At 63.7% G+C, this 26,253-nt stretch carries 25 protein-coding genes; 16 read left to right on the top strand and 9 right to left on the bottom strand.

The annotated features are described in order from the left end of the window. Positions 1–71: 71 nt before the first annotated feature. The 8 genes from PC358_RS01120 (at position 72) to hpaI (ending at position 7,428) form a co-directional block, all read left to right on the top strand. Complete coding sequence (locus tag PC358_RS01120) at positions 72–731, top strand: fumarylacetoacetate hydrolase family protein (RefSeq protein ID WP_033696928.1); 660 nt, start codon at positions 72–74, stop codon at positions 729–731. Between the two features lie 11 nt (positions 732–742). Next, a complete protein-coding gene (locus PC358_RS01115) occupies positions 743–1,516 on the top strand; it encodes a fumarylacetoacetate hydrolase family protein (protein ID WP_033696925.1) in 774 nt (257 codons plus the stop codon). Continuing rightward, the gene (gene hpaE, locus PC358_RS01110; RefSeq protein ID WP_033696922.1) at positions 1,513–2,973 is read left to right on the top strand and encodes a 5-carboxymethyl-2-hydroxymuconate semialdehyde dehydrogenase; all 1,461 of its coding nucleotides are present in this window, start codon (positions 1,513–1,515) and stop codon (positions 2,971–2,973) included. The genes PC358_RS01115 and hpaE overlap by 4 nt, the downstream gene beginning before the upstream one ends. 69 nt (positions 2,974–3,042) lie before the next feature. Next, complete coding sequence (gene hpaD, locus PC358_RS01105) at positions 3,043–3,966, top strand: 3,4-dihydroxyphenylacetate 2,3-dioxygenase (protein WP_033696920.1); 924 nt, start codon at positions 3,043–3,045, stop codon at positions 3,964–3,966. Positions 3,967–4,025: 59 nt separating this feature from the next. Beyond that, on the top strand, positions 4,026–4,436 hold the full coding sequence (locus PC358_RS01100) for a 5-carboxymethyl-2-hydroxymuconate Delta-isomerase (protein WP_033696918.1): 411 nt from the start codon (positions 4,026–4,028) through the stop codon (positions 4,434–4,436). 49 nt (positions 4,437–4,485) lie between these two features. Next, positions 4,486–5,793, top strand: coding sequence for an MFS transporter (locus tag PC358_RS01095; RefSeq protein WP_033696916.1), 1,308 nt, complete (start codon positions 4,486–4,488; stop codon positions 5,791–5,793). Between the two features lie 17 nt (positions 5,794–5,810). Continuing rightward, positions 5,811–6,614, top strand: a complete 804-nt coding sequence (gene hpaH, locus PC358_RS01090) for a 2-oxo-hept-4-ene-1,7-dioate hydratase (RefSeq protein WP_033696913.1) — start codon at positions 5,811–5,813, stop codon at positions 6,612–6,614. A gap of 10 nt (positions 6,615–6,624) precedes the next feature. Further along, positions 6,625–7,428: a 4-hydroxy-2-oxoheptanedioate aldolase gene (gene hpaI, locus PC358_RS01085; RefSeq protein WP_033696912.1), complete on the top strand. Its 804-nt coding sequence runs from the start codon at positions 6,625–6,627 to the stop codon at positions 7,426–7,428. A 131-nt stretch (positions 7,429–7,559) separates the two neighbouring features. Here hpaI and PC358_RS01080 read toward each other — a convergent pair whose 3' ends face one another. From PC358_RS01080 to hpaR, 3 genes are all read right to left on the bottom strand, one after another. Next, positions 7,560–8,504 carry a p-hydroxyphenylacetate 3-hydroxylase reductase component gene (locus PC358_RS01080; RefSeq protein WP_033696910.1) on the bottom strand — a complete coding sequence of 315 codons (945 nt, stop codon included), beginning with the start codon at positions 8,502–8,504 and terminating at the stop codon, positions 7,560–7,562. 75 nt (positions 8,505–8,579) lie between these two features. After that, positions 8,580–9,749 (bottom strand): p-hydroxyphenylacetate 3-hydroxylase oxygenase component, encoded by a 1,170-nt coding sequence (locus PC358_RS01075; protein WP_033696908.1) that lies wholly within the window; start codon positions 9,747–9,749, stop codon positions 8,580–8,582. Positions 9,750–9,951: 202 nt separating this feature from the next. Beyond that, positions 9,952–10,374 carry a homoprotocatechuate degradation operon regulator HpaR gene (gene hpaR, locus PC358_RS01070; RefSeq protein ID WP_033696906.1) on the bottom strand — a complete coding sequence of 141 codons (423 nt, stop codon included), beginning with the start codon at positions 10,372–10,374 and terminating at the stop codon, positions 9,952–9,954. Between the two features lie 231 nt (positions 10,375–10,605). On the opposite strand from hpaR, the gene PC358_RS01065 reads away from it, so the two are divergent. After that, positions 10,606–11,904 (top strand): NAD(P)/FAD-dependent oxidoreductase, encoded by a 1,299-nt coding sequence (locus tag PC358_RS01065; RefSeq protein ID WP_033696904.1) that lies wholly within the window; start codon positions 10,606–10,608, stop codon positions 11,902–11,904. Between the two features lie 80 nt (positions 11,905–11,984). Here the strand turns inward: PC358_RS01065 and feaR are convergent, their stop codons facing one another. The 3 genes from feaR to PC358_RS01050 form a co-directional block, all read right to left on the bottom strand. Then, the gene (gene feaR, locus PC358_RS01060; RefSeq protein ID WP_033696901.1) at positions 11,985–12,929 is read right to left on the bottom strand and encodes a transcriptional regulator FeaR; all 945 of its coding nucleotides are present in this window, start codon (positions 12,927–12,929) and stop codon (positions 11,985–11,987) included. A gap of 114 nt (positions 12,930–13,043) precedes the next feature. Beyond that, positions 13,044–13,628, bottom strand: coding sequence for a DUF3156 family protein (locus PC358_RS01055; RefSeq protein ID WP_033696899.1), 585 nt, complete (start codon positions 13,626–13,628; stop codon positions 13,044–13,046). Next, positions 13,609–15,105 (bottom strand): APC family permease, encoded by a 1,497-nt coding sequence (locus tag PC358_RS01050; protein WP_033696897.1) that lies wholly within the window; start codon positions 15,103–15,105, stop codon positions 13,609–13,611. Before PC358_RS01050 ends, PC358_RS01055 begins: the two co-directional genes overlap by 20 nt. Before the next feature lie 275 nt (positions 15,106–15,380). On the opposite strand from PC358_RS01050, the gene PC358_RS01045 reads away from it, so the two are divergent. The 5 genes from PC358_RS01045 (at position 15,381) to PC358_RS01025 (ending at position 21,490) form a co-directional block, all read left to right on the top strand. Then, on the top strand, positions 15,381–16,868 hold the full coding sequence (locus PC358_RS01045; protein WP_033696895.1) for an aldehyde dehydrogenase family protein: 1,488 nt from the start codon (positions 15,381–15,383) through the stop codon (positions 16,866–16,868). A 188-nt stretch (positions 16,869–17,056) separates the two neighbouring features. Then, on the top strand, positions 17,057–18,367 hold the full coding sequence (locus PC358_RS01040; protein ID WP_033696891.1) for an alginate export family protein: 1,311 nt from the start codon (positions 17,057–17,059) through the stop codon (positions 18,365–18,367). A gap of 185 nt (positions 18,368–18,552) precedes the next feature. Continuing rightward, the gene (locus tag PC358_RS01035) at positions 18,553–19,692 is read left to right on the top strand and encodes an ornithine cyclodeaminase family protein (RefSeq protein ID WP_033696889.1); all 1,140 of its coding nucleotides are present in this window, start codon (positions 18,553–18,555) and stop codon (positions 19,690–19,692) included. Positions 19,693–19,718: 26 nt separating this feature from the next. Further along, positions 19,719–20,141 carry a RidA family protein gene (locus PC358_RS01030; RefSeq protein WP_033696887.1) on the top strand — a complete coding sequence of 141 codons (423 nt, stop codon included), beginning with the start codon at positions 19,719–19,721 and terminating at the stop codon, positions 20,139–20,141. A 53-nt stretch (positions 20,142–20,194) separates the two neighbouring features. Then, a complete protein-coding gene (locus PC358_RS01025; RefSeq protein WP_033696886.1) occupies positions 20,195–21,490 on the top strand; it encodes an NAD(P)/FAD-dependent oxidoreductase in 1,296 nt (431 codons plus the stop codon). Between the two features lie 29 nt (positions 21,491–21,519). Here PC358_RS01025 and PC358_RS01020 read toward each other — a convergent pair whose 3' ends face one another. Beyond that, positions 21,520–23,643, bottom strand: a complete 2,124-nt coding sequence (locus tag PC358_RS01020) for a TonB-dependent receptor family protein (RefSeq protein ID WP_420847907.1) — start codon at positions 23,641–23,643, stop codon at positions 21,520–21,522. A gap of 219 nt (positions 23,644–23,862) precedes the next feature. On the opposite strand from PC358_RS01020, the gene PC358_RS01015 reads away from it, so the two are divergent. Together PC358_RS01015 and PC358_RS01010 are read left to right on the top strand one after the other, a co-directional pair. Then, positions 23,863–24,105: a DUF1654 domain-containing protein gene (locus tag PC358_RS01015; RefSeq protein WP_033696884.1), complete on the top strand. Its 243-nt coding sequence runs from the start codon at positions 23,863–23,865 to the stop codon at positions 24,103–24,105. Between the two features lie 6 nt (positions 24,106–24,111). Further along, on the top strand, positions 24,112–24,804 hold the full coding sequence (locus tag PC358_RS01010; protein WP_033696883.1) for an endonuclease: 693 nt from the start codon (positions 24,112–24,114) through the stop codon (positions 24,802–24,804). Between the two features lie 3 nt (positions 24,805–24,807). Here the strand turns inward: PC358_RS01010 and PC358_RS01005 are convergent, their stop codons facing one another. Both PC358_RS01005 and PC358_RS01000 read right to left on the bottom strand, forming a co-directional pair. Beyond that, entirely contained in the window at positions 24,808–25,233 is a 426-nt protein-coding gene (locus PC358_RS01005) for a GTP pyrophosphokinase (RefSeq protein ID WP_033696882.1), read from the bottom strand. Between the two features lie 115 nt (positions 25,234–25,348). Beyond that, complete coding sequence (locus tag PC358_RS01000; protein ID WP_033696881.1) at positions 25,349–25,918, bottom strand: SPOR domain-containing protein; 570 nt, start codon at positions 25,916–25,918, stop codon at positions 25,349–25,351. Between the last annotated feature and the right edge of the window lie 335 nt (positions 25,919–26,253).

Below are 26,253 nucleotides of genomic sequence, written 5' to 3'. Positions count from 1 at the left end.
ATTAACTATAACATTAACACGTTAACAATCTCGGCAGAGCGACTATCGCCCTGCACCGCCTGGAGAAAAGCATGAGCCATGCCCTGCATGACGTTGCGACCGGCACCCTGTTCGGCGTTGCGCTGAACTACCAGGGTCTGCTGCAGCAGCACGAAGCGGCGTTTCACGAAGCGCCCTACAAACAACCGCCCGTCAAGCCGGTGCTGTTCATCAAGACGCCCAACACCCGCAATCACCATGAGGGCAATGTGCTGTACCCGGCCGGTGTCGAGCGCCTGCAACCGGGCCCTGCGCTGGGCGTGGTGATCGGCAAGGACGCCAGCCGGGTCAGCGCCGAAGACGCACTCGCCTATGTGGCGGGCTACACCATCGTCAACGAAATCAGCCTGCCTGAAACCAGCTACTACCGCCCTGCGGTCAAGGCCAAGTGCCGCGATGGCTTCTGCCCGGTCGGCCCCGAGCTGGTGCCTGCGGCCCAGGTCGCCAACCCGGACGCCCTCGGCCTGCGCCTGTGGGTCAACGGTGAACTGCGCCAGCACAACACCACCGCCAACTGCGTGCGCACAGTGGCCCAGTTGATCGCCGAACTCAGCGAATTCATGACCCTGCATGCAGGCGACATCCTGATCACCGGCACCCCCGAAGGCCGCGTCGATGTGCAGCCGGGCGATCGCGTCGAGGTCGAGATCGACGGCCTGGGCAAGCTCACCAACCACATCGTCGCCGAATGAGGACTCACCCTGTGAAACACGCCCGTATCCAGTTCGACGGCCAAGCCCACACCGTCACCGTCGAAGACGAGCACCTGCGTCTGGCCGATGGCCGTCTGGTGCATGAAGACCAGGTGACCTGGTTGCCGCCGGCCACCGGCAGCATGTTCGCCCTTGGCCTGAACTACGCCGACCACGCTGCCGAGCTTGCCTTCTCGCCGCCCACCGAGCCATTGGCGTTCATCAAGTCACCCGGCACCTACACCGGCCACAAGCAGGTCACCTGGCGCCCAGACAACGTCGCCTACATGCACTACGAGTGCGAGTTGGTCGCGGTCATCGGTAAAGCGGCGAAGAACGTCAAGCGCGAGGACGCCCTGGGCTACGTTGCCGGCTACACCGTTTGCAACGACTACGCCATCCGCGACTACCTGGAGAACTACTACCGCCCCAACCTACGGGTGAAGAACCGCGACGCCACCACCCCGGTCGGCCCGTGGATCGTCGACGCCGCCGACGTGCCGGATGTAAGCAACCTGAAACTGCGCACCTGGATCAACGGCGAGCTGAAGCAGGAAGGCAGCACCTCGGACATGATCTTCGACATCCCCTACCTGATCGAATACTTCTCCAGCTTCATGACCCTGCAACCTGGCGACATGATCGCCACCGGCACCCCAGAGGGCCTGGCCGACGTGGTGCCGGGCGATGAAGTGGTGGTGGAGGTAGAAGGCGTCGGTCGCCTGGTCAACCGTATCGTCAGCGAAGCTGACTTCTTCAAGAACAACAAGGCATCAGCAGCATGATCAAGCACTGGATCAACGGCCGTGAGGTCGAGAGCAAAGACACCTTCGTCAACTACAACCCGGCCACCGGCGATGCCATCTGCGAAGTCGCCAGCGGCGGTGCCGAGGAAGTGGCCCAGGCGGTTGCTGCGGCCAAGGAAGCCTTCCCCAAATGGGCCAACACCCCAGCCAAGGAACGCGCCCGCCTGATGCGCAAGCTGGGTGAGCTGATCGAGCAGAACGTGCCGAAACTGGCCGAGCTGGAAACCCTCGATACCGGCCTGCCGATCCACCAGACCAAGAACGTACTAATCCCGCGTGCCTCGCACAACTTCGACTTCTTCGCCGAAGTGTGCACGCGCATGGACGGCCACAGCTACCCGGTCGACGACCAGATGCTCAACTACACCCTGTACCAGCCGGTGGGTGTCTGCGCCCTGGTGTCGCCGTGGAACGTGCCGTTCATGACCGCCACCTGGAAGACCGCACCGTGCCTGGCGCTGGGCAACACTGCGGTGCTGAAGATGAGCGAGCTGTCGCCGCTGACCGCCAATGAACTCGGCCGCCTGGCCGTTGAAGCCGGCATCCCCAACGGTGTGCTCAACGTGATCCAAGGCTATGGCGCCACTGCCGGCGATGCGCTGGTGCGTCACCCGGACGTGCGGGCGATTTCGTTCACCGGCGGCACCGCCACCGGCAAGAAGATCATGCAGACCGCAGGCCTGAAGAAGTACTCGATGGAGCTGGGCGGCAAGTCACCGGTGCTGATCTTCGAGGATGCCGACCTAGAGCGCGCCCTGGACGCGGCCTTGTTCACCATCTTCTCGCTGAACGGCGAACGCTGCACCGCCGGCAGCCGCATCTTCATCCAGGAAAGCGTGTACTCGCAGTTCGTGGCCGAGTTCGCTGCCCGCGCCAAGCGCCTGATCGTCGGTGACCCGACCGACCTAAAAACCCAAGTCGGCTCGATGATCACCCAGCAGCACTACGACAAGGTCACCGGCTACATCCGCATCGGTATCGAGGAAGGCGCACGCCTGGTCGCAGGCGGCCTGGAGCGCCCGGCCAACCTGCCAGCGCACCTGGCCAAGGGGCAGTTCATCCAGCCGACCGTGTTCGCCGACGTGAACAACAGCATGCGCATCGCCCAGGAAGAAATCTTCGGCCCGGTGGTGTGCCTGATCCCGTTCAAGGACGAGGCCCAAGCACTGCAGCTGGCCAACGACACCGAGTACGGCCTGGCCTCTTACATCTGGACCCAGGACATCGGCAAGGCCCACCGCCTGGCGCGCGGCATCGAAGCCGGCATGGTGTTCATCAATAGCCAGAACGTACGTGACCTGCGCCAACCGTTCGGTGGTGTGAAAGGCTCCGGCACCGGTCGCGAAGGCGGGCAATACAGCTTCGAAGTGTTCGCCGAGATCAAGAACGTGTGCATTTCCATGGGCAGCCACCACATCCCGCGCTGGGGCGTGTGATCATCCTCCTGCAGCGCCGAGCAAACCCGCCCCGGCGCTGCGGGACTTACAAGAATAAGGAGTCCGATCATGGGTAAAGTGGCGCTCGCAGCCAAAATCACTCACGTGCCCAGCATGTACCTGTCCGAGCTGCCTGGCCCGCGTCAGGGCTTTCGGCAAGCCGCCATCGACGGGCACTACGAGATCAGCCGACGCTGCCGTGAGCTGGGGGTCGACACGATTGTGGTGTTCGACACCCACTGGCTGGTCAATGCCAACTACCACATCCTCTGTGGTGAGCACTTCAAGGGGGTCTACACCTCCAATGAACTGCCGCACTTCATCAGCAACATGGCGTACGAGTTCCCGGGCAACAAGGACCTGGGGCTGATCCTGGCCGAAGCGTGCAACCGCTTCAACGTCGAGACCATGGCCCACCACGCCACCACCCTGGGCCCGGAGTACGGCACCCTGGTACCGATGCGCTACATGAACCAGGACCAGCACTTCAAAGTGGTCTCGGTCTCGGCGCTGTGCACCTCCCACTACCTGGCCGACAGTGCGCGCCTCGGCTGGGCCATGCGCAAGGCCGTGGAAGACCACTACGACGGCACCGTGGCGTTCCTGGCCAGCGGTTCGCTGTCCCACCGCTTCGCGCAGAACGGCCAGGCGCCGGACTTCGCCACCAAGGTGTGGAGCCCATTCCTGGAAACCCTGGACCACCGCGTGGTGAAGATGTGGGAAAACGCCGAATGGGAGGACTTCTGCGGCATGCTCCCCGAATACGCTGCCAAGGGCCACGGCGAAGGGTTCATGCATGACACCGCGATGCTGCTCGGCGCATTGGGCTGGTCGAAGTACGACGGCAAGGCCGACGTGGTAACGCCCTACTTCGGCTCGTCGGGCACCGGCCAGATCAACGCGATCTTCCCGGTCACCCCCCAGGATGGTTCGGCCATTCCCGCCGCACAGGCCGCCAACCCGGCCGCTGTGCTTTCCACCAGCCGCCTGTGACCCCGCTGCCTGGCCGCCCTGCCCGGCGGCCAGGCATTCCTGCCCTGAGGATGCCCTTCATGCCACACCTGGTTCTGCTCTACACCCCCGACCTGGAAGCCGACGCCGACATCCCGGCCCTGTGCCGCGCCCTGGCCGACACCATGCTTGAACAACGCGATGCCGCCGGCAAGGCAGTATTCCCCACCGGCGGTACGCGCGTGCTGGCCTACCCCGCCGCCCACTGCGCGGTAGCCGATGGCAACGGCGACTATGGCTTCCTGTACGCCAACCTGCGGATGGGCAGCGGCCGCGCTGCCGAGGTTCACAAAACGGTGGGCGACAGCCTGCTGCAAGTGCTCAAACAACACCTGGACGGGCTGCTGCAGCAACGCCCGATCGGCATCACCGTGCAGATCGACGAGAGCACCGCGCAGGTCTACGACGCCAAGCACAGCACCCTGCACCCGCTGTTCAACACGCCGGCCTGAAGCCACGGCCAGCCCCTCTCAACGTCTCATCCACTACAAGTACAAGAATATGAGCACACTGGAGCACGCCTCGCGCAGCACGGCGCAAGCCACACTCATCGACAGTACACACCGGGCCATCACCTGGCGGCTGATGCCGCTGCTGCTGGTGTGTTACCTGTTCGCCCACCTGGACCGCATCAACATCGGCTTCGCCAAGATGCAGATGAGCCAGGACCTGCACCTGTCCGACACGGTCTACGGGCTGGGCGCCGGGCTGTTTTTCATTGCCTACGCGCTGTTCGCCGTGCCCAGCAACCTGATGCTCGAACGCTTCGGCCCACGGCGCTGGATCGCCAGCCTGATGGTGGTGTGGGGCGCGCTGTCGACCTGCATGCTGCTGATCGAGAGCAGCAGCGCGTTCTACCTGCTGCGCTTCGCCCTGGGCGCGGCCGAAGCCGGGTTCTTCCCAGGTATTCTGGTGTACCTCAACCGTTGGTACCCGGCCGGCCGCCGGGCGCAGATCACCGCGCTGTTCGCCATCGCCGTGCCGCTGGCGGGGGTGGTCGGCGGGCCGCTGTCTGGCGGTATTCTGGCGTTCATGCATGACGCTGCGGGCCTGCGTGGCTGGCAGTGGATGTTCCTGCTCGAAGGCGCACCGGTCATCCTGCTTGGCCTGGTGGTGCTGGCCACCCTGCCGGAACGCTTCGAGCAGGTGAACTGGCTCGACGCGCAGCAAAAAGCCGCCCTGCGCGCTCAGTTCGGCCAGGAAGAACAGCGCAAGCCGGTTACCTCGTTCGCCGGCATCCTCGCCAGCCCTGCGCTGTGGTTGCTGGTGGCGGTGTACAGCGCGGTGATGCTGGCGGTGAACACCTTGGCATTCTGGATGCCCAGCCTGATCCACACCGCCGGCATCGCCAGCGACGCCAGTGTCGGCCTGCTCAGCGCCGTGCCGTACCTGGCCGGTTGCGTGTTCATGCTGGCCTGCGGGCGCTCGTCCGACCGCCACCGCGAGCGCCGCTGGCACTTGTCCATCCCGCTGTTGATGGCCGCTGCCGGTATCGCGATCGCCGCCCTTGCGCCCTCTCAGCCGCTGCCGGTATTGGCCGGCCTGGTACTGGCAGGCATGGGTGCGAGCGCCGCCCTGCCGATGTTCTGGCAACTGCCCCCGGCGTTTCTCAATGACCGCACCCAGGCGGCTGGCATTGCCCTGATCAGCTCGCTGGGCAGCATCGCCTCGTTCGCCACACCGTACTTCATCGGCTGGGTCCGCGACACCACGCAAAGCGCCAGCCTTGCGCTGTATGTGCTCGCCACTTTCATCACCCTCGGCGGCCTGCTGGTGCTGCGCACCCGCGCCGCCATCGTCAACCCTTGAACGCAGAGACTCTGACCATGCTTGATAACGCTTTCATCCAACAGGCGGCCGAGCGCCTCGACCAGGCCGAGCGCACGCGCGAACAGGTGCGCCAGTTCTCGCTCGACCAACCCGCTATCACTATCGAAGATGCCTACGCCATCCAGCGCGCCTGGGTCGCCAAGAAGATCGCGGCCGGGCGCAAGCTGGTCGGCCACAAGATCGGCCTGACCTCACGCGCCATGCAGGTGTCGTCGAACATCACCGAGCCTGACTACGGCGCCCTGCTGGACGACATGCTGTTCGATGAAGGCACCGACATCCCCTTCGAGCGGTTCATCGTGCCGCGCGTCGAAGTTGAGCTGGCCTTCATTCTCGGCAAGCCGCTCAAGGGCCCGAATGTCACGGTGTTCGATGTACTGGACGCCACCGAGTGGGTGATCCCTGCGCTTGAGATCATCGACGCCCGTATCCAGCAGGTCGACCCGCAGACCCAGGCCACACGCAAGGTGTTCGACACCATTTCCGACAACGCCGCCAATGCGGGCGTGGTGATGGGCGGGCGCGCCGTGCGTCCCACCGAGATCGACCTGCGCAAGGTGCCAGCCGTGCTGTACCGCAACGGTGTGATCGAGGAGTCCGGGGTCAGCGCTGCGGTGCTCAACCACCCGGCCAAGGGCGTCGCCTGGCTGGCCAACAAGCTGGCCGCGTATGACGTCACGCTGCAGCCGGGGCAGATCATCCTGGGCGGCTCCTTCACGCGCCCGGTGGCCGCACGGCCGGGCGACACCTTCCACGTCGACTACGACCAACTCGGCTCGATTGCCTGCCGTTTCGTCTGAGGACTTGCCCATGGACATGCCCGTCAACCGTTTCAAACAACGCCTGCGCAGTGGCGAGGCGCAGATCGGCCTGTGGCTCGGCCTGGCCGATGCATACTGCGCGGAGCTTGCCGCCAACGCCGGCTTCGACTGGCTGTTGATCGACGGTGAGCACGCACCCAACGACCTGCGCGGCATGCTCGCGCAGTTGCAGGCGGTGGCGCCTTACGCCAGCCAGGCGGTGATCCGCCCGGTGATTGGCGATACCGCGCTGATCAAGCAAGTGCTGGATATCGGCGCGCAGACTTTGCTGGTGCCGATGGTGGAAAGCGCCGCGCAGGCGCGCCAGCTGGTGCAGGCCATGCATTACCCGCCCAAGGGCATACGCGGGGTGGGCAGCGCGCTGGCGCGGGCGTCACGCTGGAACAGCATCCCCGGCTACCTCGACCAGGCTGATGCGCAAATGTGTTTGCTGGTGCAGATCGAGAACATGGAAGGGCTGGCCAACCTGGATGAGATCGTGGCGGTCGAGGGTGTCGATGGCGTGTTCATCGGCCCGGCCGACCTGAGCGCCGCCATGGGCCATCGGGGTAACCCTGGGCATCCTGAAGTGCAAGCGGCCATCGAGGACGCGATCGTGCGTATCGGCCAGGCGGGCAAGGCGGCGGGGATTCTCAGCGCGGACCAGACGCTGGCACGGCGCTACATGGCGTTGGGCGCGGCGTTTGTGGCGGTGGGGGTGGATACCACGGTGCTGATGCGTGGGCTCACGGCGTTGGCGGGGGCGTTCAAGGGGGGGGCGGCTGCGGTCGGTGATGGGGGCGGCGTTTACTGACAACCTTTGGGGGGCGCTTTGCGCCCCTTTCGCGACGCAAGGCCGCTCCTACCATCAGAGCCATGCGCTGTGCCTGTAGGAGCGGCCTTGCGTCGCGAAAGGGCCGCAACGCGGCCCCAGTCTGCAATGCCCTACCGCTGGATGATCGCCCTCAACACCGTCTTGAAGGTGTCCATCTGCTCATCGCTGAACTGCCCAAACACCTTGTCCTGTTGCTCCCTGGCAATGGTCCAGAGCATCTCGGTCTCGTCCACACCTTTGACCGAAAGCCGCACACGGCCCTCCTCATCAGCAATCAACCCCTTGCGCTTGAGGTTGGCGACCGCTTCCTCGATTTCCCGGGCCGGCATCGCCACTTCACGCTGCAGGTCGTTCAGGCCTAGCCCGGCATCGTTCTCCAGCACCATCAGCATCCGCGCTTCGCTGGTACGCAGGCCGGTGCTCAGTTGGCGTGGCTGATAGTCACCCTGGTAGGCCCGCAACGCCTGGGTCATCAGGTAGTACAGGTTGTGCTGCAGGCGGCCCTGGAAGTGGCTGCTCGGCGCCTGGCCCTCGGCACGCTGGGTCATGCGGGTATGGGGCAGCACCATCGAGTAGGCCCCCTGGTGGTACAGCAACGGCGAGCGGCCGAAGTCATCGAACGCCACCACCTTGCCGATCAGTATCCAGTGGTCACCACCGTCCAGTTGCTGAAACTTCTCACACTGAAAACGCGCCGAGCAGTCGGCCAGCAGCGGTGCGCCGCCCGCCCCTTGCTCGCATTCGACACCGGCAAAACGGTCGTCCCGGGGCCGTGCGAAGTTGTTGGAAAGCTCGATCTGGTCCGCCGCCAGAATGTTCACGGCAAAGTGCGACGCTTGCTCGAACACCTCGTGGCTGGTGGAGCGTTTGTCGATGCTCCACAAGATCAACGCCGGCTCCAGCGATACCGAGTTGAAGCTGTTGGCGGTGACGCCGACCGTGCGCCCGCCGGGGGCGGCGGCAGTGACAACGGTCACGCCGGTGGCGAAGTTGCCCAGCGCGCGGCGGAAGGCACGGCTATCGAAGCCAGCGGCAGTTGCGGTTTCATTGGACATGCAAGACTCCCGGGCAGACCAAGAGCCTGCCCTGTTCGTTGTTGTATTTGTGAGGGGGATCGGCCAGCCGGCGGCTCAGACCATCGCCGGGTCAGGCTCCAGGCCCATCAGCTCGCGGCCGAGGATTTGCGCGCACACGTCGTAATCGGTGTAGGCATGGGCACCGGTCAGGTGCGCATCGCGGAACAGGCGCTGCATCTCGTTGCTTTCGAACCAGGCGCCGCCACCGGCCGCTTCCATCAGCCGGTCTACCGCCTGGATGCACATCTTCACGGCATAGCCCTGGTTGGTGCGCCAGAATGCCAGGGTGGCGCGTGTCGGGTATTGGTGGCGCTCGCTGTGTTCGGCGATCTCTTCCCAGCTTTTTTCCAGCAGGGCCCGTGCGGCGGCGACTTGATGCGTGGACTCGGCCAGGCGCATGAGTGCCGGCGTTGCCGCGCCCACCGCAGCACCGGTGTAGGCGCGCACGCGGTTGCGGGTTTTCTCGCGGAACACCGCCAGCATGCGCTCGGCGACACCAAGGCTGACGGTGGAGAAACCACTGGCAAAATAGGGGCGGTACGGGGCGAAGAAGATCTTGCTGTCCGGGTACAGGCCAAAGCCTGCCGACTTGCCCTCCATCATGTCCTTGGCCTTCTGGATGCGGTGCTCCGGCACGAAGGCGTCACGCACGATCAAGGTCTTGCTGCCGCTGCCACGCATGCCGACGGCATACCAATCATCACGGATCTCATAATCGCTGCGCGGCAGAATGGCGAAGCAGTAGTCCTGGGTGCCCTCTGCATTCTGCCGGCGGAACCCCATGATCGCCCATTCGGCATGGTCGCAACCGGAGCTCCAGCCCATTTCACCGCTGAAGGTCACGCCGCCTTCGACCTCTTCGGTACGGCCAAAGGGCGCGATGCTGCTGCTGGCCGTTGCATCCGGGTTGGCTTGCCACACCTCCTGCTGCAGTTTGGGCGAGAACATCGCCATCTGGTGGCTGTGGGTGCACAGCAGGCTCATGGCCCAGGCGGTGCTGGCGCAGGCGCCTGCCAGCGTGGCGATGCACTGGGCAAACTGCGGCAGCGAAATCTCCATGCCACCGTAATGCTTTGGCAAGAAGGCGCGATGCATGCCGATGCTTTTGAGCAGCGCGATATTCTCTGCCGGAACACTGCGATCCTGCTCCGCGCGCACAGCATTGGCGGCAATCGTCGGCAAGATCGACGTGAGGTCTTCCAGCAGGGAGTTTGGCTTTTTCATGAACGGTCTCTTGTTATTGGATAGTCGACAGCGGCTGCGCCAAGCCCGTCGTTGCGGGCGTTTGGGTGCGAAGGAACAGCCGGGAAGTCTGCAATGACACGTTCAGTATGTGAGGTAAGACCAAACCTCGGAATGCACGTTACGGCGGGAAAATTGTACTTTCCATGGCGCCATCAGCCGATGAAACAAGGCCGTTGGCGTATCACGGTTTGATCTTTTTCATCTCGTTGAGCAGTTGCATCAGTTGCTCGAGTTTTGCCTCGCCGAACTGGCTGAGGATCCTGTCGTAGTTGCGGGCCATTTCTTCGCTCATGGCCAGAAACGCCTGCTGCCCCTTGTCGGTCAGCGTGATGAACACCCGCCGCTGGTCTTCCGGCGACTTTCGCCGTGCAACCACCCCGTCGCGTTCGAGCCGCTTGAGCACGCCACTCATGCTGGGCTTGAGGATGCAGGCAAGCTCGGCAAGCTGATGGCTTTCCAGCTCGCCTTGCTGGCGCAGAATGCGAATGACCCGCCATTGCTGTTCGGTCAGGTCATGGGCATTCAATGCCGGTCGAAAGAACGCCATCGTGGCTTCACGCGCCTGTAGCAGGGTCAGGGTCAAAGAGGGTCTTGGTGTGGTCATGCGTGCCCGAGCATCATGGAAAGTGGCGAGCAGGCCAGTATGCCATCGCAGGCTCATTAATACATTAACCAATCTGCCGATGACGGGCCCGTACGCCGCGCTGGCAGGCTGGTTACACTCGGGGGGCAGGCAAGGACAAGACCCCCGGCGATAGCCAGGCGTTCAATGGCCGCATGTGCCAGTGCGCTTGCGAAACAGCCCTATCACAACTCCCATTCGGCAGGCTGCGTCATGATCACCCTCGAAAGCCCGACCTATTACGGCGCAACCAAAAAGTACAACCTGAACTACCCCACTTTGGAACATGACATCGAGGCGGATGTGGTGGTCATCGGTGGCGGGTTTTCCGGCATCAACACGGCGCTGGAACTGGCCGAAAAAGGCGTGACCAACATCGTCGTGCTCGAAGCCCGCTACTTGGGTTTCGGCGGCACCGGGCGCAACGGCGGGCAGATCATGGCGGGCATCGGCCATGACCTGGAGAAGATCAGAAGCAGTGTCGGTGACCAGGGCCTGCAGCAGATCTTCGCGCTCAGCGAACTGGGCGCCGGCATCATCAAGGCGCGCATCGCCCGCTACGCCATCGACGCCGACTTCTGCCATGGTTACGGCTACATGGGCTTCAATCGCCGCCAGGCGAACACCCTGCGCACGTGGGAAAAACAGTTCAAGGCCATCAATTCGCAAGACGAAATCCGCTACCTGGAAGGCTCGGACGTGCGCCAGATCATCGGCAGCGACGCCTACAGCAGTGCCCTGCTGCACATGGGCGGTGGCCACGTGCATTCGCTCAACCTGCTGCTTGGCGAGGCCCAGGCCCTGGTCGGCCACGGTGCGCGCATTTTCGAGCACAGCCCGGCGCTCGAAGTGACCTACGGCGAGCGTATCAAGGTGCGCACCGGCCGCGGCTCGGTACGTGCAAGCAAACTGCTGTGGGCGTGCGACAGTTTTCTCAACAAGCTGGAGCCGGAGCTGCACGCGCGCACCGTCAACACCTACGCCTTCCAGATGATGACCGAGCCGCTGCCGGATCAACTGATCGCGCGCATCAGCCCGATCCGTGGCGCCTACAGCGATATCCGCCCGGTGATCGACTACTACCGCGTCACCCGCGAGAACCGCCTGCTGTTCGGCGCCGCCACCTCCTGCATCGAACACATCCCGCTGGACCTCAAGGCGTGGAACCGCGCCCTGATGCTGAAGATTTTTCCGTACCTCAAGGACGTGCGCATCGACCTGGCCTGGGGCGGCCCGATGGCCACCAGCGCCAACTTGTTCCCCCAGATCGGTACGCTGAGCAATCGTCCCAACGCGTTCTATGTCCAGGGCTATTCGGGTTTCGGCGTCACCCCCAGCCACATCATTTGCAAACTCCTCGCCGAAGGCATGCACGAAGGGTCGGCAGGCTATGAGCTGGTCAGCTCGGTCAAGCATGCGCGGATCTTCGGCAAGGACCATTTCCGCCCGCTACTGCTTACCGCCGGCAAAGCCGTGCACCAGCTTTCAGGCTATTTCAACGGCCGCCGCTGAACCTTTGCTTTCATTACTGAAGCACTGCCATGACCCTCACCGCCACTCGGCAAGGCGTACAACAGGCGGTGAGCTGAGGGCTACATGACCATGGCCTGTGCGCGGAAGTCCTTGGGCGATTGCTCGAACTGCTTCTTGAACGAGCGGCTGAAATGCGCCGAGTCGGTAAAGCCCCACTTGTAGGCGATCGAGGTAATCGACTCACGCTTGAAGAACGGGTTGGCCAGGTCGTCCGCGCTGCGCTTCAGGCGCGCTCGCTGGATGTAGCGGCAGACGCTGTCGCCCTCCTCCTCGAACAACCGGTACAGGTGGCGAACCGAAATATTCAGCCGACCCGCCAGGTTGGCCGGTGTCAGCCCCGGCTGCGACAGGGACTCATCAATCACCTGCTGCACATAGCTGCGCAGGTTGCCACCACTGAGCGGCCCCAGGTTGCAAGCGCCTTCGCCATTACGCTCGAAGCCCGGTTCGAGCAACGCAATGAATGCAGTCTGCAGCGCATCGCCTTGTGCACCATCGCCACTGACATGGTCGTCCTTGCACAGTTGGTCCATCAGCACATGCAGCATGCGCCCACAGGCATTGGTCGAGGAGATCTTGCCAAACATTGCCCCCGCGCCTTGTACATGCTTGCGCACCTGCTCGCGGGAAAGGGCCAGCGACACATGTTCGATCAGGCCGTTGGGGGTGATTTCGCAACGCCCGACCGAATCCATCAGCAACAATTCACCCGGCGCCAGGCTGACGCTCATGCCGCCTTGCGCCACCGTCGAATGCCCCATGCGCTGACTGACCAGAAAGCAATGCTGGTCATCGTCCAGGGTCGGGTTATCGCCCAGCCGGCGAATGTTGCCGGCGTTGGTGCGCAGGTTGGCAAGCGGCAGGCCCGCACGGGAAAACGTGGAGACTTCGCCGATGAACAAGGAATGGTTGGAGGCCAGCGCTGTCTCGAAACGGCCGCAGATCTGCTGCATGGCCGTGGTCCAGCTTTCCAGCCCCTGACGATTGGGTTGTTGAGTGTGCATGGATGCCCTCGACGCAGAATTTGTTGTTATGCGGCCATTGTTAACATGTTATCAATGACCGCACAACTGTGATCTCTCGCCTGAAACAGGAGCAAGGCACGTGCCAGAAAAAGGTCAGAGGCGGGGTAGCGACTCCCCGAACAGGCCGAGGCAAGCCATCAGGTGCGCCCGCTGCGGCGGGCTGATCTGGATGTAGCGCCGGAACGCCGGCATGCGGTTGACCACTTCGCTGCCGCCCATGTGTTCCAGGGTCAGCCACCAGTGGCCATCGCGGCATTCCAGGGCCAGGCGCTTGAAATCCAGCGGCATGAGCGCAGCGGTCAGTTGCGCATTGCTCAGCAGCAGGTCACGTGCCTGGATGAAGCGCGCCTTGTCACCGCTGCGGTACACGCAGGCCAGGCCCGTACGGCGGATTGCACCAGCGTGACGCAATTCAAGCCTCACCTCGCCCCCTTGCAGGGCAGGCAGGCACAGGTGGAATTCGCAGGTCACCACGTGCATCAGCAAGTGCGCCTCGACGCACTCGCGCACCTCGGCACGCCAGCCTTGGGCGGGGTTGTCGAGCACCGCGCGGGCGGGTTCCAGCAGGTGCATCTGTACCTGCCCCAGGTTACGCGACAGCAGCCCCAGCGTAGCCCCTGGCCGGTAACCGGTTGGGGCACGCGGCGCCAGCAGGCGCTCACGCAAATGTCTGATCATGCTGCATGTGCTCCACTGCAGGGCCCGGCTCTGCCGCGAATTCTTGTGCCAGTACATCCTCGACCCGCGCCGGCTTGAACGGGTTGACCTTCTGTACGCACAGCGTCCAGAACAGCGCATAGGTCGCGGTGCCGGCCAGCATGATGGCGAACGGCACGTAGATATCGGCCGGGTTCATGCCCGGTGGGGTGATGAACGCCATGCCGATGACGATGCCGCTGCTGGAGAGGATCTGCGGCAGCGGGAACAACGGCGAGCGGTAGGCACGTGGCAGGTCCGGACGACGGATGCGCAGGATCACCACCGACAACGTCACCAGCAGGTAAGCGGTGCTCCAGGCACACACCGCCGCCAGTACCAGGTGCAGGATGTTGTCCGGGTTGCCCCCCAGGTACCAGGCGTGCAGGCACGGGATCAAGGCAACCACCAGAATGCACAGCAAAGGCGTCTTGAAGCGCGGATGCAGGTAGCTGAAAGCCTTGGGCAGTGCACCATCCACCGCCATGCCGTAGAGGATGCGCGGCACCCCGGCCATCAAGGTGTTGATGGTGGCAGCGCCGGCAAACAGAAAGCCGATACCCAGCCACACCGGGCCGATATCGCCCATCACCTGCTCGGCGAAACGCGGGATGGCCATAGGCGTGTCGAGCAGGTGCACACCGCTGGCGGCATCGAGCACAACGTTTTCCACCTGGCGCTTCATCGCCGCGCCGTAGATGAACATGCAGCTGGCCACGCCAAACAAACCCAACGCCATGGCCCGCGGCAACACCCAGGCCGAACGGCGCAGTTCCGGCGCCAGCGGGGTGACGAACTCACACCCGACGAACATGAACATGGCCATACCGATCAGCGAGAGGATGGTCATCAGGTCGGTGCCGACCAGCGAAGCGCCGAACGGCCCTTCCAGCTCAACCGCCGGCGCAGCGATCAGGCCGAGCACGCCAAACACCATCAGCGTGGTCCACATGCCGAAGGTCAGGATCACCTCGGCGCGGCTGAAGGCACTGACGCCAAAAGCATTGAGCACCGCGAATGCCAACACGAAGAACACGCCGAGCAGCCACGAGCCACCTGCGGACTCCGCCAGGGTATTGAGGTGCTCGAAGTTCACCAGGGCCATGACGCCAGACAGAATGGTCTCGGCGGTACCGGCGAACACGTGCACGATCAGGTAGGCCGACAAGGTGCCGGTGATGGCGAAGAACCGGCCCATGCCGCAGTTGATGTAGTCGTACACCGACCCTGTGGTCGGCAGTATCGCCGCCGCCTCGGCGAAGGTGGTCGACTGCGCCAGCATCATCAATGCCGCGATGACCATGGCCATGGCGAAGGCACTGCCGCCAATGCCAAAGCCCATGGTCGCGGTAAGGATCACCGGGCTGGCCATGATCAGCCCGACGGTGCTGGCCAGCGCCGTGGGGAACCCGACAGTGCCCCGGTTGAGATGCTCGGTGAGCTTATTGTTGAGTGACATCGTTATGCCCCGGCTTGTTTTTGTGGCGTTGAACGCGGCAAGCGAACCTGCACGCACGGCTGTTGTTTGCCTCCCTGCGCTGCCACTGTGCGCCGCAGCCGGCAGGGCGTCTTGCCCATGGCTGCCGTGGCCCTTGTTGCTGCCTGCCAATGCCATCACGCCTGGCAGGCAGCGTCATGCCGGCGTCAGGGAGATGCAAGATCAACACCGTGCACGCTCACTATGCTCGACGCTTTGGCGGCCTGCCGGGCCGCGTCTCTGCCTCAGGAGCCTGCATGAGCGACATTACCCTTCTTCCCGCGGTCACCGCATTCATGGCCCGACAACATGGCGTGTTCATTCACGGCCAACACCTGGCCAGCCAATCGTCTGCGACCCTTGCGGTGGTCAACCCGGCCGATGGCGAAACCATCGCCCGCATCGCCGACGCCAACCAGGCCGATGTGGAGCATGCCGTGAGCTCGGCCCGCCAGGGCTTCACCACGTGGTCGCGCACCAGCCCCGCCGCCCGCGCCGCCGTGCTGTTCAAACTGGCCGACCTGCTGGAAGCCAACCGCGAAGAACTGGCCCAGCTCGAAACCTTGCAGTCGGGCAAGCTGATCGGTATCTCGCGCGCTTTCGAAGTCGAGCAGGCCGCGCACTTCTTGCGCTATTACGCAGGCTGGGCCACCAAGATCACCGGCCAGACCATCACCCCGTCCCTGCCCTCGTTCGCCGGTGAGCGCTACAGTGCATTCACCCTGCGCGAACCGATCGGCGTGGTCGTGGGCATCGTGCCGTGGAACTTCGCCACCATGATCGCCATCTGGAAACTCGCGTCGGCCCTGACCACCGGCTGCAGTATCGTCCTCAAGCCCAGCGAGTTCACGCCCCTGACGCTGCTGCGCATCGCCGAACTGGCCAGCCAGGCCGGCCTGCCGCCGGGCGCGCTCAACGTGCTGACCGGTGGCGGCCTGGTGGGCAAGGCATTGATCGAGCACCCCGGCACCGACAAGGTCTCGTTCACAGGCTCGGTGCCTACCGGCATCGCCGTCGGCCAGGCCGCCATGGGCGCCAAGCTGACCCGGGCGACTCTGGAGCTGGGTGGCAAGAACTCAGTGGCATTCCTGCCTGACGTGGCGCTCGACAAGGCCGTCGATGGCATCATCGAGGCAGGCTTCCTGCACTCAGGGCAAATCTGCGCAGCGGGTGAGCGCTTCTTCGTCCACCGCTCGCGCATCGACCCGCTGCTCGATGCGCTGTCCCAGCGCCTGAGCCAGCTGAAGGTCGGCTCCCCCCTGGATGAGGCCACCCAGTTCGGCCCAGTGGCCAACAAGCCGCACCAGCAGAAATTGGCCGAGCTGTTCGCCACCGCGCGCGCCGAGGGCAGTCAGATCATCCATGGCGGGCAGATTGGCGAGGGCCCGGGCTGCTTCGTCGAACCGACGGTGATCCTCGCCAAGGCCGCCAGCGACACCTTGCTGAACCAGGAAACCTTCGGCCCGGTGGCGACCTTCCTGCCTTACGACGACGAAGACGAACTGCTGCACCTGATGAACGCGACGCCTTATGGCCTGAGCGCCAGCCTATGGACCAACGACCTGGGCAAGGCCATGCGCCTGGTGCCGGAAATCCAGGCCGGCACCTTGTGGGTCAACATGCACACCCTGCTCGACCCGGCCGTGCCGTTTGGCGGTATCAAGGCGTCCGGCATCGGCCGCGAGTTCGGCTCGGCGTTCATCGATGACTTCACCGAGCTCAAGTCGGTGATGATCCGTTACTGAATAGGCCAATCGAACAGGCCTGGCCAAGGCGTGCAAACGCCTTGGCAGCCACGAACAAGACCCCACCCTGCCATCCACGCGCTAATAGGCCGTCGCAGCCAACCGCGACGGCGCCTCGTCCCCACACGGGTGCCCCCGAAAAACAAAGGCCGCCTTGCAAGGTGCCGAGAACAATCGAGGGAAGTGCAATGTTCAAACCGCAACGGCTGTCCGCCCTGGCCTTGGCCACCTTACTGGCCAGCCAGGCCGCGCCGGCCTACGAGCTTTACGCCGACGACGACAGCCACTTGAATGCCGACATGCTCGCGGTGTGGGGCATGTTCAACAGCCGCAAGAACTATGACGGCACCCCCGGTGGCTCGACCTGGCGCGAGGGCTTCATCAAGTATGGCGTTAGCGGCGATCAGGGCCTGGCCGGCAACGGCAGCCTTTATGGCGCCTTGAACTGGGTCAGTTCCGCCACCTGGGGCGATGGCGATGCCGCAGGCAATACCGATGGCTCCGAACGCACCACCAAGATCGAAGACGCCTACCTGGGCTGGCGTTCGGGCGATCTGCTGCCCTGGCTGGGCAAGGATGGCGTGGATATCTCCGCAGGGCGCCAGGTGGTGCGCCTGGGCAGTGGCTTCTTGATCAACGACGACGGGCCCAACCTGGGCAACGGCGTGGCGGATGGCACCCTGGACCGCGGCGGTGCCTACTACCTGGCGGCGCGCCATGCCTTCGACCGCACCGCCGTGCTGCGCCTGGGCGGGCAGGATGGCCTGCATGGCAGCCTGCTGTGGCTCAAGTCCGACAACCGCGCACAGGCCGAGACCGAACTGGCCGCAGGCACGCTGGACTACACCCATGCCCTGGGCACCTTGGGGCTGACCTGGGTGCACGGCATCGACGTGACCGACCAATGGGCCAGCGCCTTCCAGAAGGCGCGTGAGGGCATGGATGTCTACAGCTTGCGGGGCGAAGGCAGCGCCGGCATCGACAACGCCAGCTTCGCCTTCGAATACGCGTGGCAAGACAAGCAAGGCGGCCCGGAAAAAGCCTGGTACCTGCAGGCCGGCTACACCTTCGCCGACCTGCCCTGGGCACCCCAGGTGACCTACCGTTACACGCGCTACTCGGCAGGCTGGGATTCGCTGTTCAGTGGCCTGTCCAGTGGCTATGGCACCTGGTTCCAGGGTGAGGTCGCCGCCAACTACGCCGGCCCGTTCAACAGCAACACCGGCATTCACCATGTTGGCGTGAAGGCTACCCCGCTGGAAAACCTCACGGTCGGTGCGCTGTATTTCGACTTCGATACCGTGCGCACCCGCGACAGCCTCAACCTCGATGCCAGGGAGCTCGACCTGTACCTGGAATGGGCGGTCAACGAGCACCTGGTCATCAGCCCGCTGGTCGGCCTGTATCAGCCACGCAAGGGCGAAAGCAACGGCGGCAACCAGGTGGGTGGCAACGGCACCAACGTCTACAGCCAGCTGACCATCGCGGTGCCCTTCTAGGCCCTGATGGCAGTCACCGTCTTGCCAATACGCCGATGGCACGGCAGGTCAAAACGGCTGGCACGCAGGCACAAGACGCCCTGCCAGCCGTTAGCGAAACTGGCCGCACGTGTTAGCGCCAGCCCACAACAACAAAACCCGATGACGCCGTCGTCCCTGACAACGGCCGCCCTGCGAGACCCGCCATGACCCTCGATACCCGAATTGACTTCATCTACTTGTCCGAGCAGGACATGATCCGCGCCGGCGTGACCGACATGCCCGCTTGTGTCGACACCATGGAGGCGATGTTCAACCTGCTCTACCAGGGCGACTACCGCATGGCCGGCCCGAACAACGATTCCCACGGCGCGATGATCACGTTCCCCGAACAGTCGCCCTTCCCGCACATGCCCAAGCCCACCGCAGACCGTCGCATGATGGCCATGCCCGCCTACCTGGGCGGCAGCTTCCGCACCGCAGGCGCCAAATGGTATGGCTCGAACATCGCCAACCGGGAAAAGGGCCTGCCGCGCTCCATCCTGATGTTCACCCTCAACGACGCCGACACTGGCGCGCCCCTGGCGCACATGTCGGCCAACCTGCTGTCGGCGTACCGCACCGGCGCCATCCCCGGTGTTGGCGCGCGCCACTTGGCCCGCAAGGACGCCAAGGTCATCGGCCTGGCCGGGCCAGGTGTGATGGGCAAGACCACGGTCGCCGCGTTCATGGCCGTGTGCCCGCTGATCGACACGATCAAGATCAAAGGCCGTGGCCAGAAGAACCTCGATGAGTTCGTGGCCTGGGTCAAGGCCACCTTCCCGCAGATCACGCGCATCCAGGTCGTGCAAACCCTGGAAGAGGTGGTGCGTGATGCCGACCTGGTCAGCTATTGCAGCTCGGGCGAAGTCGGCGACCCCAGCACCTACCCGCTGGTACGCCGCGAATGGGTCAAGCCCGGCGCGTTTCTGGCGATGCCCGCCCCCTGCAGCATCGATGCAGGCATGGAGCGTTCGGACGTGCGCAAGGTGGTGGACAACACCGGGCTGTACGAAGCGTGGTTCGACGAACTGCCCAAGCCTGCGCACAACCATGTGCCGCTGGTAGGCGTGCGCTTCATGGACATGATCGCCGAAGGCACGCTCGACGCCGCGCAGGTCGAAGACATCGGCAAGATCATCAGCGGTGATGCGCCAGGGCGTCTGAACGACGATGAAATCATCATCATGTCGGTGGGCGGCATGCCCGTGGAAGACGTCGCCTGGGGCACCGTGGTGTACCGCAACGCTGTCGAGAAAGGCATCGGCGTAAAGCTCAACCTCTGGGAAAAACCTGTCCTCAGCTGACCCTCCTCACCTCAAAAGGCTCCCCCATGACGCAAATCACCAAACTGAAAACCGGCTCCAAATTCGAAGACATGGCCAGCTACTCCCGCCTGGTGGCGGTAGACAACTGGATCTACGTGTCCAACACTGCCGGCCGCAACCCGCAGACCCAGATCATCCCCGAAGACGTGATCGAACAGACTCACCAGGTATTCGCCAACATCGAAGCCGCGCTGGCGGCCGTCGACGCTGGGCTGGGCGATGTGATCAGCTCGCGCGTGTTCATCCAGGACCCAAACGATCTTCCCAAGGTCATGGACGTGATCGGCGAGAAATTCAGGGGCGTCGACCCGGCCACCACCGTCACCTGCCCGCCGCTGGGGTCGACCGTGTACAAGGTCGAGCTGGAAGTGACGGCGTACCGGGGCGCCTCCCGCGCGCAGGTCTCGTTGATCCGGCTGGGCCAGTGACCTGCCCGCCTTGAACCCGCCACGTTCTGTTCACACTGCCGCCGAGTGAAACCATGTCCCCCGTCATCGATCCTGTGCACACCAGTACCACCCACCCTCAGGCCACCAGCGTGGTGATCATCGGCGCAGGCATCATCGGCCTGACCGCAGCCCTGACCCTGGCCGAGCGCAACATCCCGGTGGTGGTGCTGGAGAAGGGCCGCCTGGCGGGCGAGCAGTCGTCGCGCAACCTTGGCTGGGTGCGCAAGACCAACCGCCATGCGCACGACATTCCGCTGGCCCTGGCCGCCGACCGGCTGTGGGCGAAGATGGCCGAGCGGGTTGGCTGCGATGTCGGCTACCGGCAAGCCGGCATCATGTTCATTGGCCGTAACGACACGCAAATGGGCATGCACGAGAGCTGGCTGAAGAGCATCGAGCACCTTGGCCTGGACTCTCGCCTGCTCAGCAGCAAAGAGATTGCCAACCGGGTGCCCGGTGGCCGTGCCGAATGGGCCGGGGGCATCTACACCGCCTCCGACGCCCGCGCGGAGCCAACCCTGGCAGCCAGCGCCATTGCCCGGGCGGCGATCGCCAAAGGCGCAGTGATCGTGGAAAACTGCGCCGTGCGCACATTGGTCACCGCCGCCGGCAGGGTCAGCGGCGTGGTCACCGAACAAGGCGAGATCCGCTGCGAGCAGGTGCTGCTGGCCGGGGGCATGTGGTCACGCAAGTTTCTCGGCAACCTCGATATCGACCTGCCAACCTTGCCGCTGACCTGTTCCGTGCTGCGTACCCACCCGCTGCAAGGCCCGACCGACATCGCCGTGGGCGCACCGGACTTTTCGTTTCGCAAACACAAGGATGGCGGCTACATCATCACCCAACGCGGCGCGCTCGATGCGTTCCTGACCTGGGACCATGTGCTGCTGGGCAGGCGCTACCTGCCGCAATTGCGGGCGCAACGTGATTTTTTGCGCATCAGTTTCGGCAAGTATTTCTTCAAGGACCTGGCCCTGGCCCGGCACTGGAAGGCCTCGCAAGTCACGCCCTTCGAACGCGTCAGGGTTCAGGACCCACAGGCCAACACCGCTCTCAATGACGAAGCCCTGCGTAACCTCAAGGCGGCCTGGCCGGTCTTCGAGCAGGCACAGATCGCCGCAGCCTGGGCCGGCACCATCGACGTCACCCCCGACTCCAACCCGGTCATCGGGCCGGTGCCGGCCCTACCCGGCCTGACCCTGGCCACCGGCTTTTCCGGCCATGGCTTCGGCACCTCGCCGGCTGCCGGCCAACTGGCCGCAGACCTGGTTTCGCAAGCGCCACCGCTGATCGATCCAAGCCCTTATCGGTTCGAACGCTTCGCCTGAACCCTCAGCGGATATAGCACCGCATCACATCAGCGGAACTGATACTCCAACCCTGCCCCGGCATACCACGAGCGCCCAGGCGCAGCTTCGTAGTAACGCGAGTTGCTGTCGCCCACGATCACCGACCCCACGTACTGCCGGTCAAGCAGGTTGTCCAAGCGGATCAGCTGATGAAACGTCCAAGGCCCGACGTGCTGCTCAAAGCGCGTTCGCCAGTTGAACACGGCATAGGCAGGCGCCGGCTTGGCGTTGTTGCTGTCCTCCACATACACCTTGCTGCGGTATTGCCCTTCAACCCCCATGCTGACGAACGTCGCAGGCTTCCATACCAGCTCGCCATACAGGTTGTTCAGCGGTACCCCAGGCAGCCGGTTACCGCTGTCGATAGTCTGCGTGCCTTGGGCAAAATCTTCGGCATAGCGGGCATCGGTGCGGGTGTAGACAAAGGTGGTTTGCCACTGATCGCTCAGGTCACTGTGCAGGCTCGCCTCGAAACCGCGGCGCAAGGTTCGCCCAGCGTTTCGATAGCTGGTGCGGCCTTCGGTGGAGCGGTCCACGACGATTTCATCATCGGTGTGGATTTCGTAGACCGCTGCGTTGATCCGGGTGCGCTCACCGAGCCGGTATTTCACGCCCAGTTCATACTGGGTACTGGTGGCAGGCTTGAGCCCGAAATTGAAGCTTTCGACCAGGCCGGGCGCGTAAGCCATCTCGGCCTGGGTCGGGGTCTCGAAACCCTTGCCGACACTCACGTAACCACGCAAGTCGGCAGTGAACGCGTACATCACTGACAGCGATGGCGTGTTCTGCTGATATTTCTTCTTGCCACTGGCGTCGCCATTGGCCAGGTAGTGGTCATCGACGCGCATTTGCATGGTGCTGTGGCGCACGCCGAGCTGGGTGGTCCAGTCGCCGATTTCCCAATGCGCCTGGATGTATGGGTCCAGGCTGGTGGCGGTGTCTTGCTCGTCACGGCGCAACTCGCCTTTGACGCCTAGCGTGTCGCCGCTGAAATTCTGGTAGCCGCGGCGGTCATCCTTGCTCTGGTCGTAGTCCGCGCCCACCGTGACGGTCAGGTTGCCGGGTGCGGCGGTAACCGGTTGTATCCAGCGCAAGGTGCCACCGTGGAACTCACGGTCGAAGTCGACGACCCCACCGCCACGCTGGTTGTTGGAGGCCACCGTCTTGGGGATGGACAGGTACTGAATGACGCTGCGCTGCCCCGCATAGAGATTGAACTGCAACGTGGCATCGCCAAAATAGCGCTCGTAGTTCATGCCCAACTGCTGGTGGTCGATGCTTTTGCGGGTGTTGTAGGTTTCAGCCACTGTCGCGGTGGAGCGCGGGTCGTGCTGGTAAGCGCTCCAGGTCTGCCCCAACGGGTCTTGCGTGTTGTTTTGCTCAAGGCTGCTGTAGATCAGTGCCAGGCGTGAATCGGCGTCTGGCCTGACGTGCACCTTGGCGAAGGTCTGGTCGCGGCGGGCAGCGCTGTGGTCACGGTAACCGTCGGTGTCCATGCGCGAGGCATCGAGCACAAAGCCGGCCGTCTCGTTACCGCCCTCGGCCGACAGGTGATTCTTGTTGAAACCGTCGCTGCCGAAGGTGGTTTCGGCCCCGACCCTGGCAGGCCCCTGCCCGTCCCGGCTGAACATCTGGATGACGCCGCCGGCGTTGCTCCCGTAAAGGGTCGCGGCCGGGCCACGCAGTACTTCGATACGGTCGGCCACATCCAGGTTTAGCGAGGCCGCCTGCCCCTGCCCGTCCGGGGTACTGGCCGGAATGCCGTCGCTGAGCAGCTTCAGGCCACGAATGCCGAAGGCCGAGCGTGCGCCGTAACCCCGCGAAGACACCTGCAGGTCTTGCGCGTAGTTCTGCCGGTTCTGCACCACCAGGCCAGGCACCTTGGTCAGCACTTCCGACAAGTTGACGCCCAACTGGCCGTCATTGCCCTGTGAAAGGTCGACGGTATCGATCGAAAAAGGCAAGTCGAAACTACCGGTTGGCGCATAGGCGCCGGTGACCACCACAGGGTCGGTGATCAGCACATCGGTTGCCTCGCTGCCGGCATGGCTCAAGGGGCTCATGCTACCGGTCAGCAACAGGGCCAGGCCTGTGCGCAAGTGGGCAGGTCGATGCAAAGGGAGTGGGTACATGTGAAGCTTCCTGAAACTTGCGCCTGACCCGTTGCGGGCCACGCCCAAGGCGTCGCTGCTGTGGCCATGCACAGCGCGCGCGAATGATGGCGGAGGGGTGATGGGCTGAATGGTATCAATCCTTCTCCTCAGTCACACACTCTTTCGCCTCACAGGCAGTTGCGAATTTACTTACAGTGAAATACTGTATGCACATACAGCAAAAACAAGGAAATGCCTGTGGCCAGCACCTCCTCAGCAACGCCGAGCAGCTATGAACAACTGGGTGTCCGTATCCAGAAGATCATCAACAGCCAATCCGCCCAGCGCAACCGCGCCGCGCTGATCTTCCGCCTGGAGCAGGAATCCCCGGACGACTGGGAAACCCTGCTTGAGGAAATCGCCGAAAACGACAACGTCACACTCGCCCATCGCGACGACGGTGGCGTGCAGATTTTCTGGACCGTGCCCAAGGAAGACTGACCGCGCATGAGAGTTTCGCTTTTCGCTGCAACCTGCCTGCTGTTGGCCACCCCGCTTGCCCAAGCCGATGCCCCGCGCACCTTCCAGGAGGCCAAGAAAGTCGCCTGGAAGCTGTACGCGCCCCAGTCGACGGAGTTTTATTGCGGCTGCAAATATAAAGGCAACAAGGTCGACCTTGCCTCTTGCGGTTATGCCCCGCGCAAGAATGCGCAACGGGCTTCGCGCATCGAATGGGAGCACATCGTGCCGGCCTGGCACATTGGCCACCAGCGCCAGTGCTGGCAGGCCGGAGGGCGCAAACAATGCTCGCAACAGGATGAGGTGTACAAACGCGCCGAGGCCGACCTGCACAACCTGGTGCCCAGCATTGGCGAGGTCAACGGCGACCGCAGCAACTTCAGTTTCGGTTGGCTGCCCGAACAGCGGGGTCAGTACGGCAGTTGCCTGACCCAGGTCGATTTCAAGGCCAAGAAGGTCATGCCGCGCCCCTCGATCCGCGGCATGATCGCGCGCACCTACTTCTACATGAGCAAGCAGTACAACCTGCGCCTGTCGAAGCAGGACCGCCAGTTGTTCGAAGCCTGGAACAAGACGTACCCACCGCAGGCCTGGGAGCTGCAACGCAACCAGCAGGTGGCCTGCGTGATGGGGCGTGGTAACGCATTCGTCGGGCCGGTGAACCTCAAGGCCTGCGGCTGAGGGTCAGGCCAGTGTCTGCAGGTAGGCGCTGGCCTCCCGGTAACGGGCCAGCCGCGCCAGGTCGGCAGGGCCTGGGCAGGCGATGCGCGAGAGGTCGCTGTTGTCGGCCAGGTCGGCCAATTTGACGGTACGCGCCAGCGGGTCGACGCCCAGCCGTACCACGAAGTCCTGATAGGCCTCGCCGTCACGTCGGCTCAGCGCCAGCAAGGCGGCGAGAATTTTCAGTGCAAAACCTTCACGCGCCAGGTCGGACAGGGTCAGCGGGGTATCTTCAATCACATCATGAAGCACCGCGACGATCCGCTGCTCGGGCGTGGAAACCCGCATCATCACGCGCAACGGGTGGAGGATGTACGCCGCCCCACCCTTATCGTATTGCCCTTCATGTGCCTTGGCTGCCACGACAATGGCCCGCTCCAGTGTAGACATGAGGCCCCTCCCCGTTCAGCTCTCCCAGTGCAAGCATAGCCCGCACTGGTCGCAGATGACAGGTCGGCTGCTTGCGATAGAGCCCTTGCGGCCTGCCTTGCAGCCTGGATAACCCTCAGCGCTGGGCGCCGTGCTGGATCACCACCGAATCGGTCCCCAGCTTGGCCATCACCTCGGCCTTGCGCGCCTCGGCTTCTTCCTTGGTGGGGAACGGCCCCATCAGCACGACCGGCTTGCCGTTGCGGTATTCGACAGAAGACGGGATGCCCTTCTCGATCAGGCGCGCCGTCATGTCGCTCAATGCGCCCATGTTCGCCCCCTGCACCACTTCGACATCCCAGCCTTCAGGGGCCGGCTCACCGGCCAGCGCCTCGGCGCGGCGCTGCAGGTCGGCACCGCCACACAGTTCGCGGATGCGCAGGTTGTTGCCGCTGTCGTCGACGATGATCTGGTACTGGCCATCACGCTTGATCGCCACATAGCTGCGGTAGGCTTCGTACTGCCCGGCATCGTCCTTGCCGCGGACCTGGCCGCAGAGGGTGCCATTCGTGTCGATCCGCACGTTGCCGAACTTGGCCGTCTTGGGGTTGTGCAGGTGCTCGGCCACCTGCTTGTGCACGCCTTCGACCTCGTTTTCACAGCCCGCCAGGGCGAGCACTGCCATTACCACAGCCAGTTTGCGCACGCGTGTACCTCCAGATTCGAAGGGGCGGATTCTAGCATGCCGACCCAGGGCAAGGACCGCGACCATACGTTACACCCTGCTACCGCGACGCTGCGACGGCAGTCCCTTGCACGCGCGGCGCCAGCCCACTGATCGCTATTTCTTATCCCCCTGATAAAAAACTTGAGGCAGCAGACACCGGGCGTTTCGTTGAACAATCCACACAGTCGTACGACGACGTATGTCCAATAATAAAAAGGTGACTCCATGCCCCGCTCACACTTACAGGTGGATGTTCCTGTCCGCGTTCTCGCACCAAGCGCTTTCGGCGCTCCCTGGGCAGTGATGCTCCAGGA

Origin of the sequence: Pseudomonas capeferrum (assembly GCF_000731675.1) — a bacterium.
Lineage (GTDB): Bacteria > Pseudomonadota > Gammaproteobacteria > Pseudomonadales > Pseudomonadaceae > Aquipseudomonas > Aquipseudomonas capeferrum.
Note: the sequence above shows the minus strand (reverse complement) of the source record. Positions and strands in the feature narration are given on the sequence as shown.

Excerpts from the sequence above, each read along its gene's own strand:
- hpaD (WP_033696920.1), top strand. The coding sequence starts at position 3,043 with ATGGGTAAAGTGGCGCTCGCAGCCAAAATCACTCACGTGCCCAGCATG.
- PC358_RS01095 (WP_033696916.1), top strand. The coding sequence starts at position 4,486 with ATGAGCACACTGGAGCACGCCTCGCGCAGCACGGCGCAAGCCACACTC.
- PC358_RS01035 (WP_033696889.1), top strand. The coding sequence starts at position 18,553 with ATGACCCTCGATACCCGAATTGACTTCATCTACTTGTCCGAGCAGGAC.
- PC358_RS01030 (WP_033696887.1), top strand. The coding sequence starts at position 19,719 with ATGACGCAAATCACCAAACTGAAAACCGGCTCCAAATTCGAAGACATG.
- PC358_RS01100 (WP_033696918.1), top strand. The coding sequence starts at position 4,026 with ATGCCACACCTGGTTCTGCTCTACACCCCCGACCTGGAAGCCGACGCC.
- hpaH (WP_033696913.1), top strand. The coding sequence starts at position 5,811 with ATGCTTGATAACGCTTTCATCCAACAGGCGGCCGAGCGCCTCGACCAG.
- PC358_RS01045 (WP_033696895.1), top strand. The coding sequence starts at position 15,381 with ATGAGCGACATTACCCTTCTTCCCGCGGTCACCGCATTCATGGCCCGA.
- feaR (WP_033696901.1), bottom strand. The coding sequence starts at position 12,929 with ATGCACACTCAACAACCCAATCGTCAGGGGCTGGAAAGCTGGACCACG.
- PC358_RS01025 (WP_033696886.1), top strand. The coding sequence starts at position 20,195 with ATGTCCCCCGTCATCGATCCTGTGCACACCAGTACCACCCACCCTCAG.
- hpaE (WP_033696922.1), top strand. The coding sequence starts at position 1,513 with ATGATCAAGCACTGGATCAACGGCCGTGAGGTCGAGAGCAAAGACACC.
- PC358_RS01065 (WP_033696904.1), top strand. The coding sequence starts at position 10,606 with ATGATCACCCTCGAAAGCCCGACCTATTACGGCGCAACCAAAAAGTAC.
- PC358_RS01050 (WP_033696897.1), bottom strand. The coding sequence starts at position 15,105 with ATGTCACTCAACAATAAGCTCACCGAGCATCTCAACCGGGGCACTGTC.
- PC358_RS01120 (WP_033696928.1), top strand. The coding sequence starts at position 72 with ATGAGCCATGCCCTGCATGACGTTGCGACCGGCACCCTGTTCGGCGTT.
- hpaR (WP_033696906.1), bottom strand. The coding sequence starts at position 10,374 with ATGACCACACCAAGACCCTCTTTGACCCTGACCCTGCTACAGGCGCGT.
- PC358_RS01020 (WP_420847907.1), bottom strand. The coding sequence starts at position 23,643 with ATGTACCCACTCCCTTTGCATCGACCTGCCCACTTGCGCACAGGCCTG.
- PC358_RS01080 (WP_033696910.1), bottom strand. The coding sequence starts at position 8,504 with ATGTCCAATGAAACCGCAACTGCCGCTGGCTTCGATAGCCGTGCCTTC.
- PC358_RS01075 (WP_033696908.1), bottom strand. The coding sequence starts at position 9,749 with ATGAAAAAGCCAAACTCCCTGCTGGAAGACCTCACGTCGATCTTGCCG.
- hpaI (WP_033696912.1), top strand. The coding sequence starts at position 6,625 with ATGGACATGCCCGTCAACCGTTTCAAACAACGCCTGCGCAGTGGCGAG.
- PC358_RS01010 (WP_033696883.1), top strand. The coding sequence starts at position 24,112 with ATGAGAGTTTCGCTTTTCGCTGCAACCTGCCTGCTGTTGGCCACCCCG.
- PC358_RS01005 (WP_033696882.1), bottom strand. The coding sequence starts at position 25,233 with ATGTCTACACTGGAGCGGGCCATTGTCGTGGCAGCCAAGGCACATGAA.
- PC358_RS01040 (WP_033696891.1), top strand. The coding sequence starts at position 17,057 with ATGTTCAAACCGCAACGGCTGTCCGCCCTGGCCTTGGCCACCTTACTG.
- PC358_RS01055 (WP_033696899.1), bottom strand. The coding sequence starts at position 13,628 with ATGATCAGACATTTGCGTGAGCGCCTGCTGGCGCCGCGTGCCCCAACC.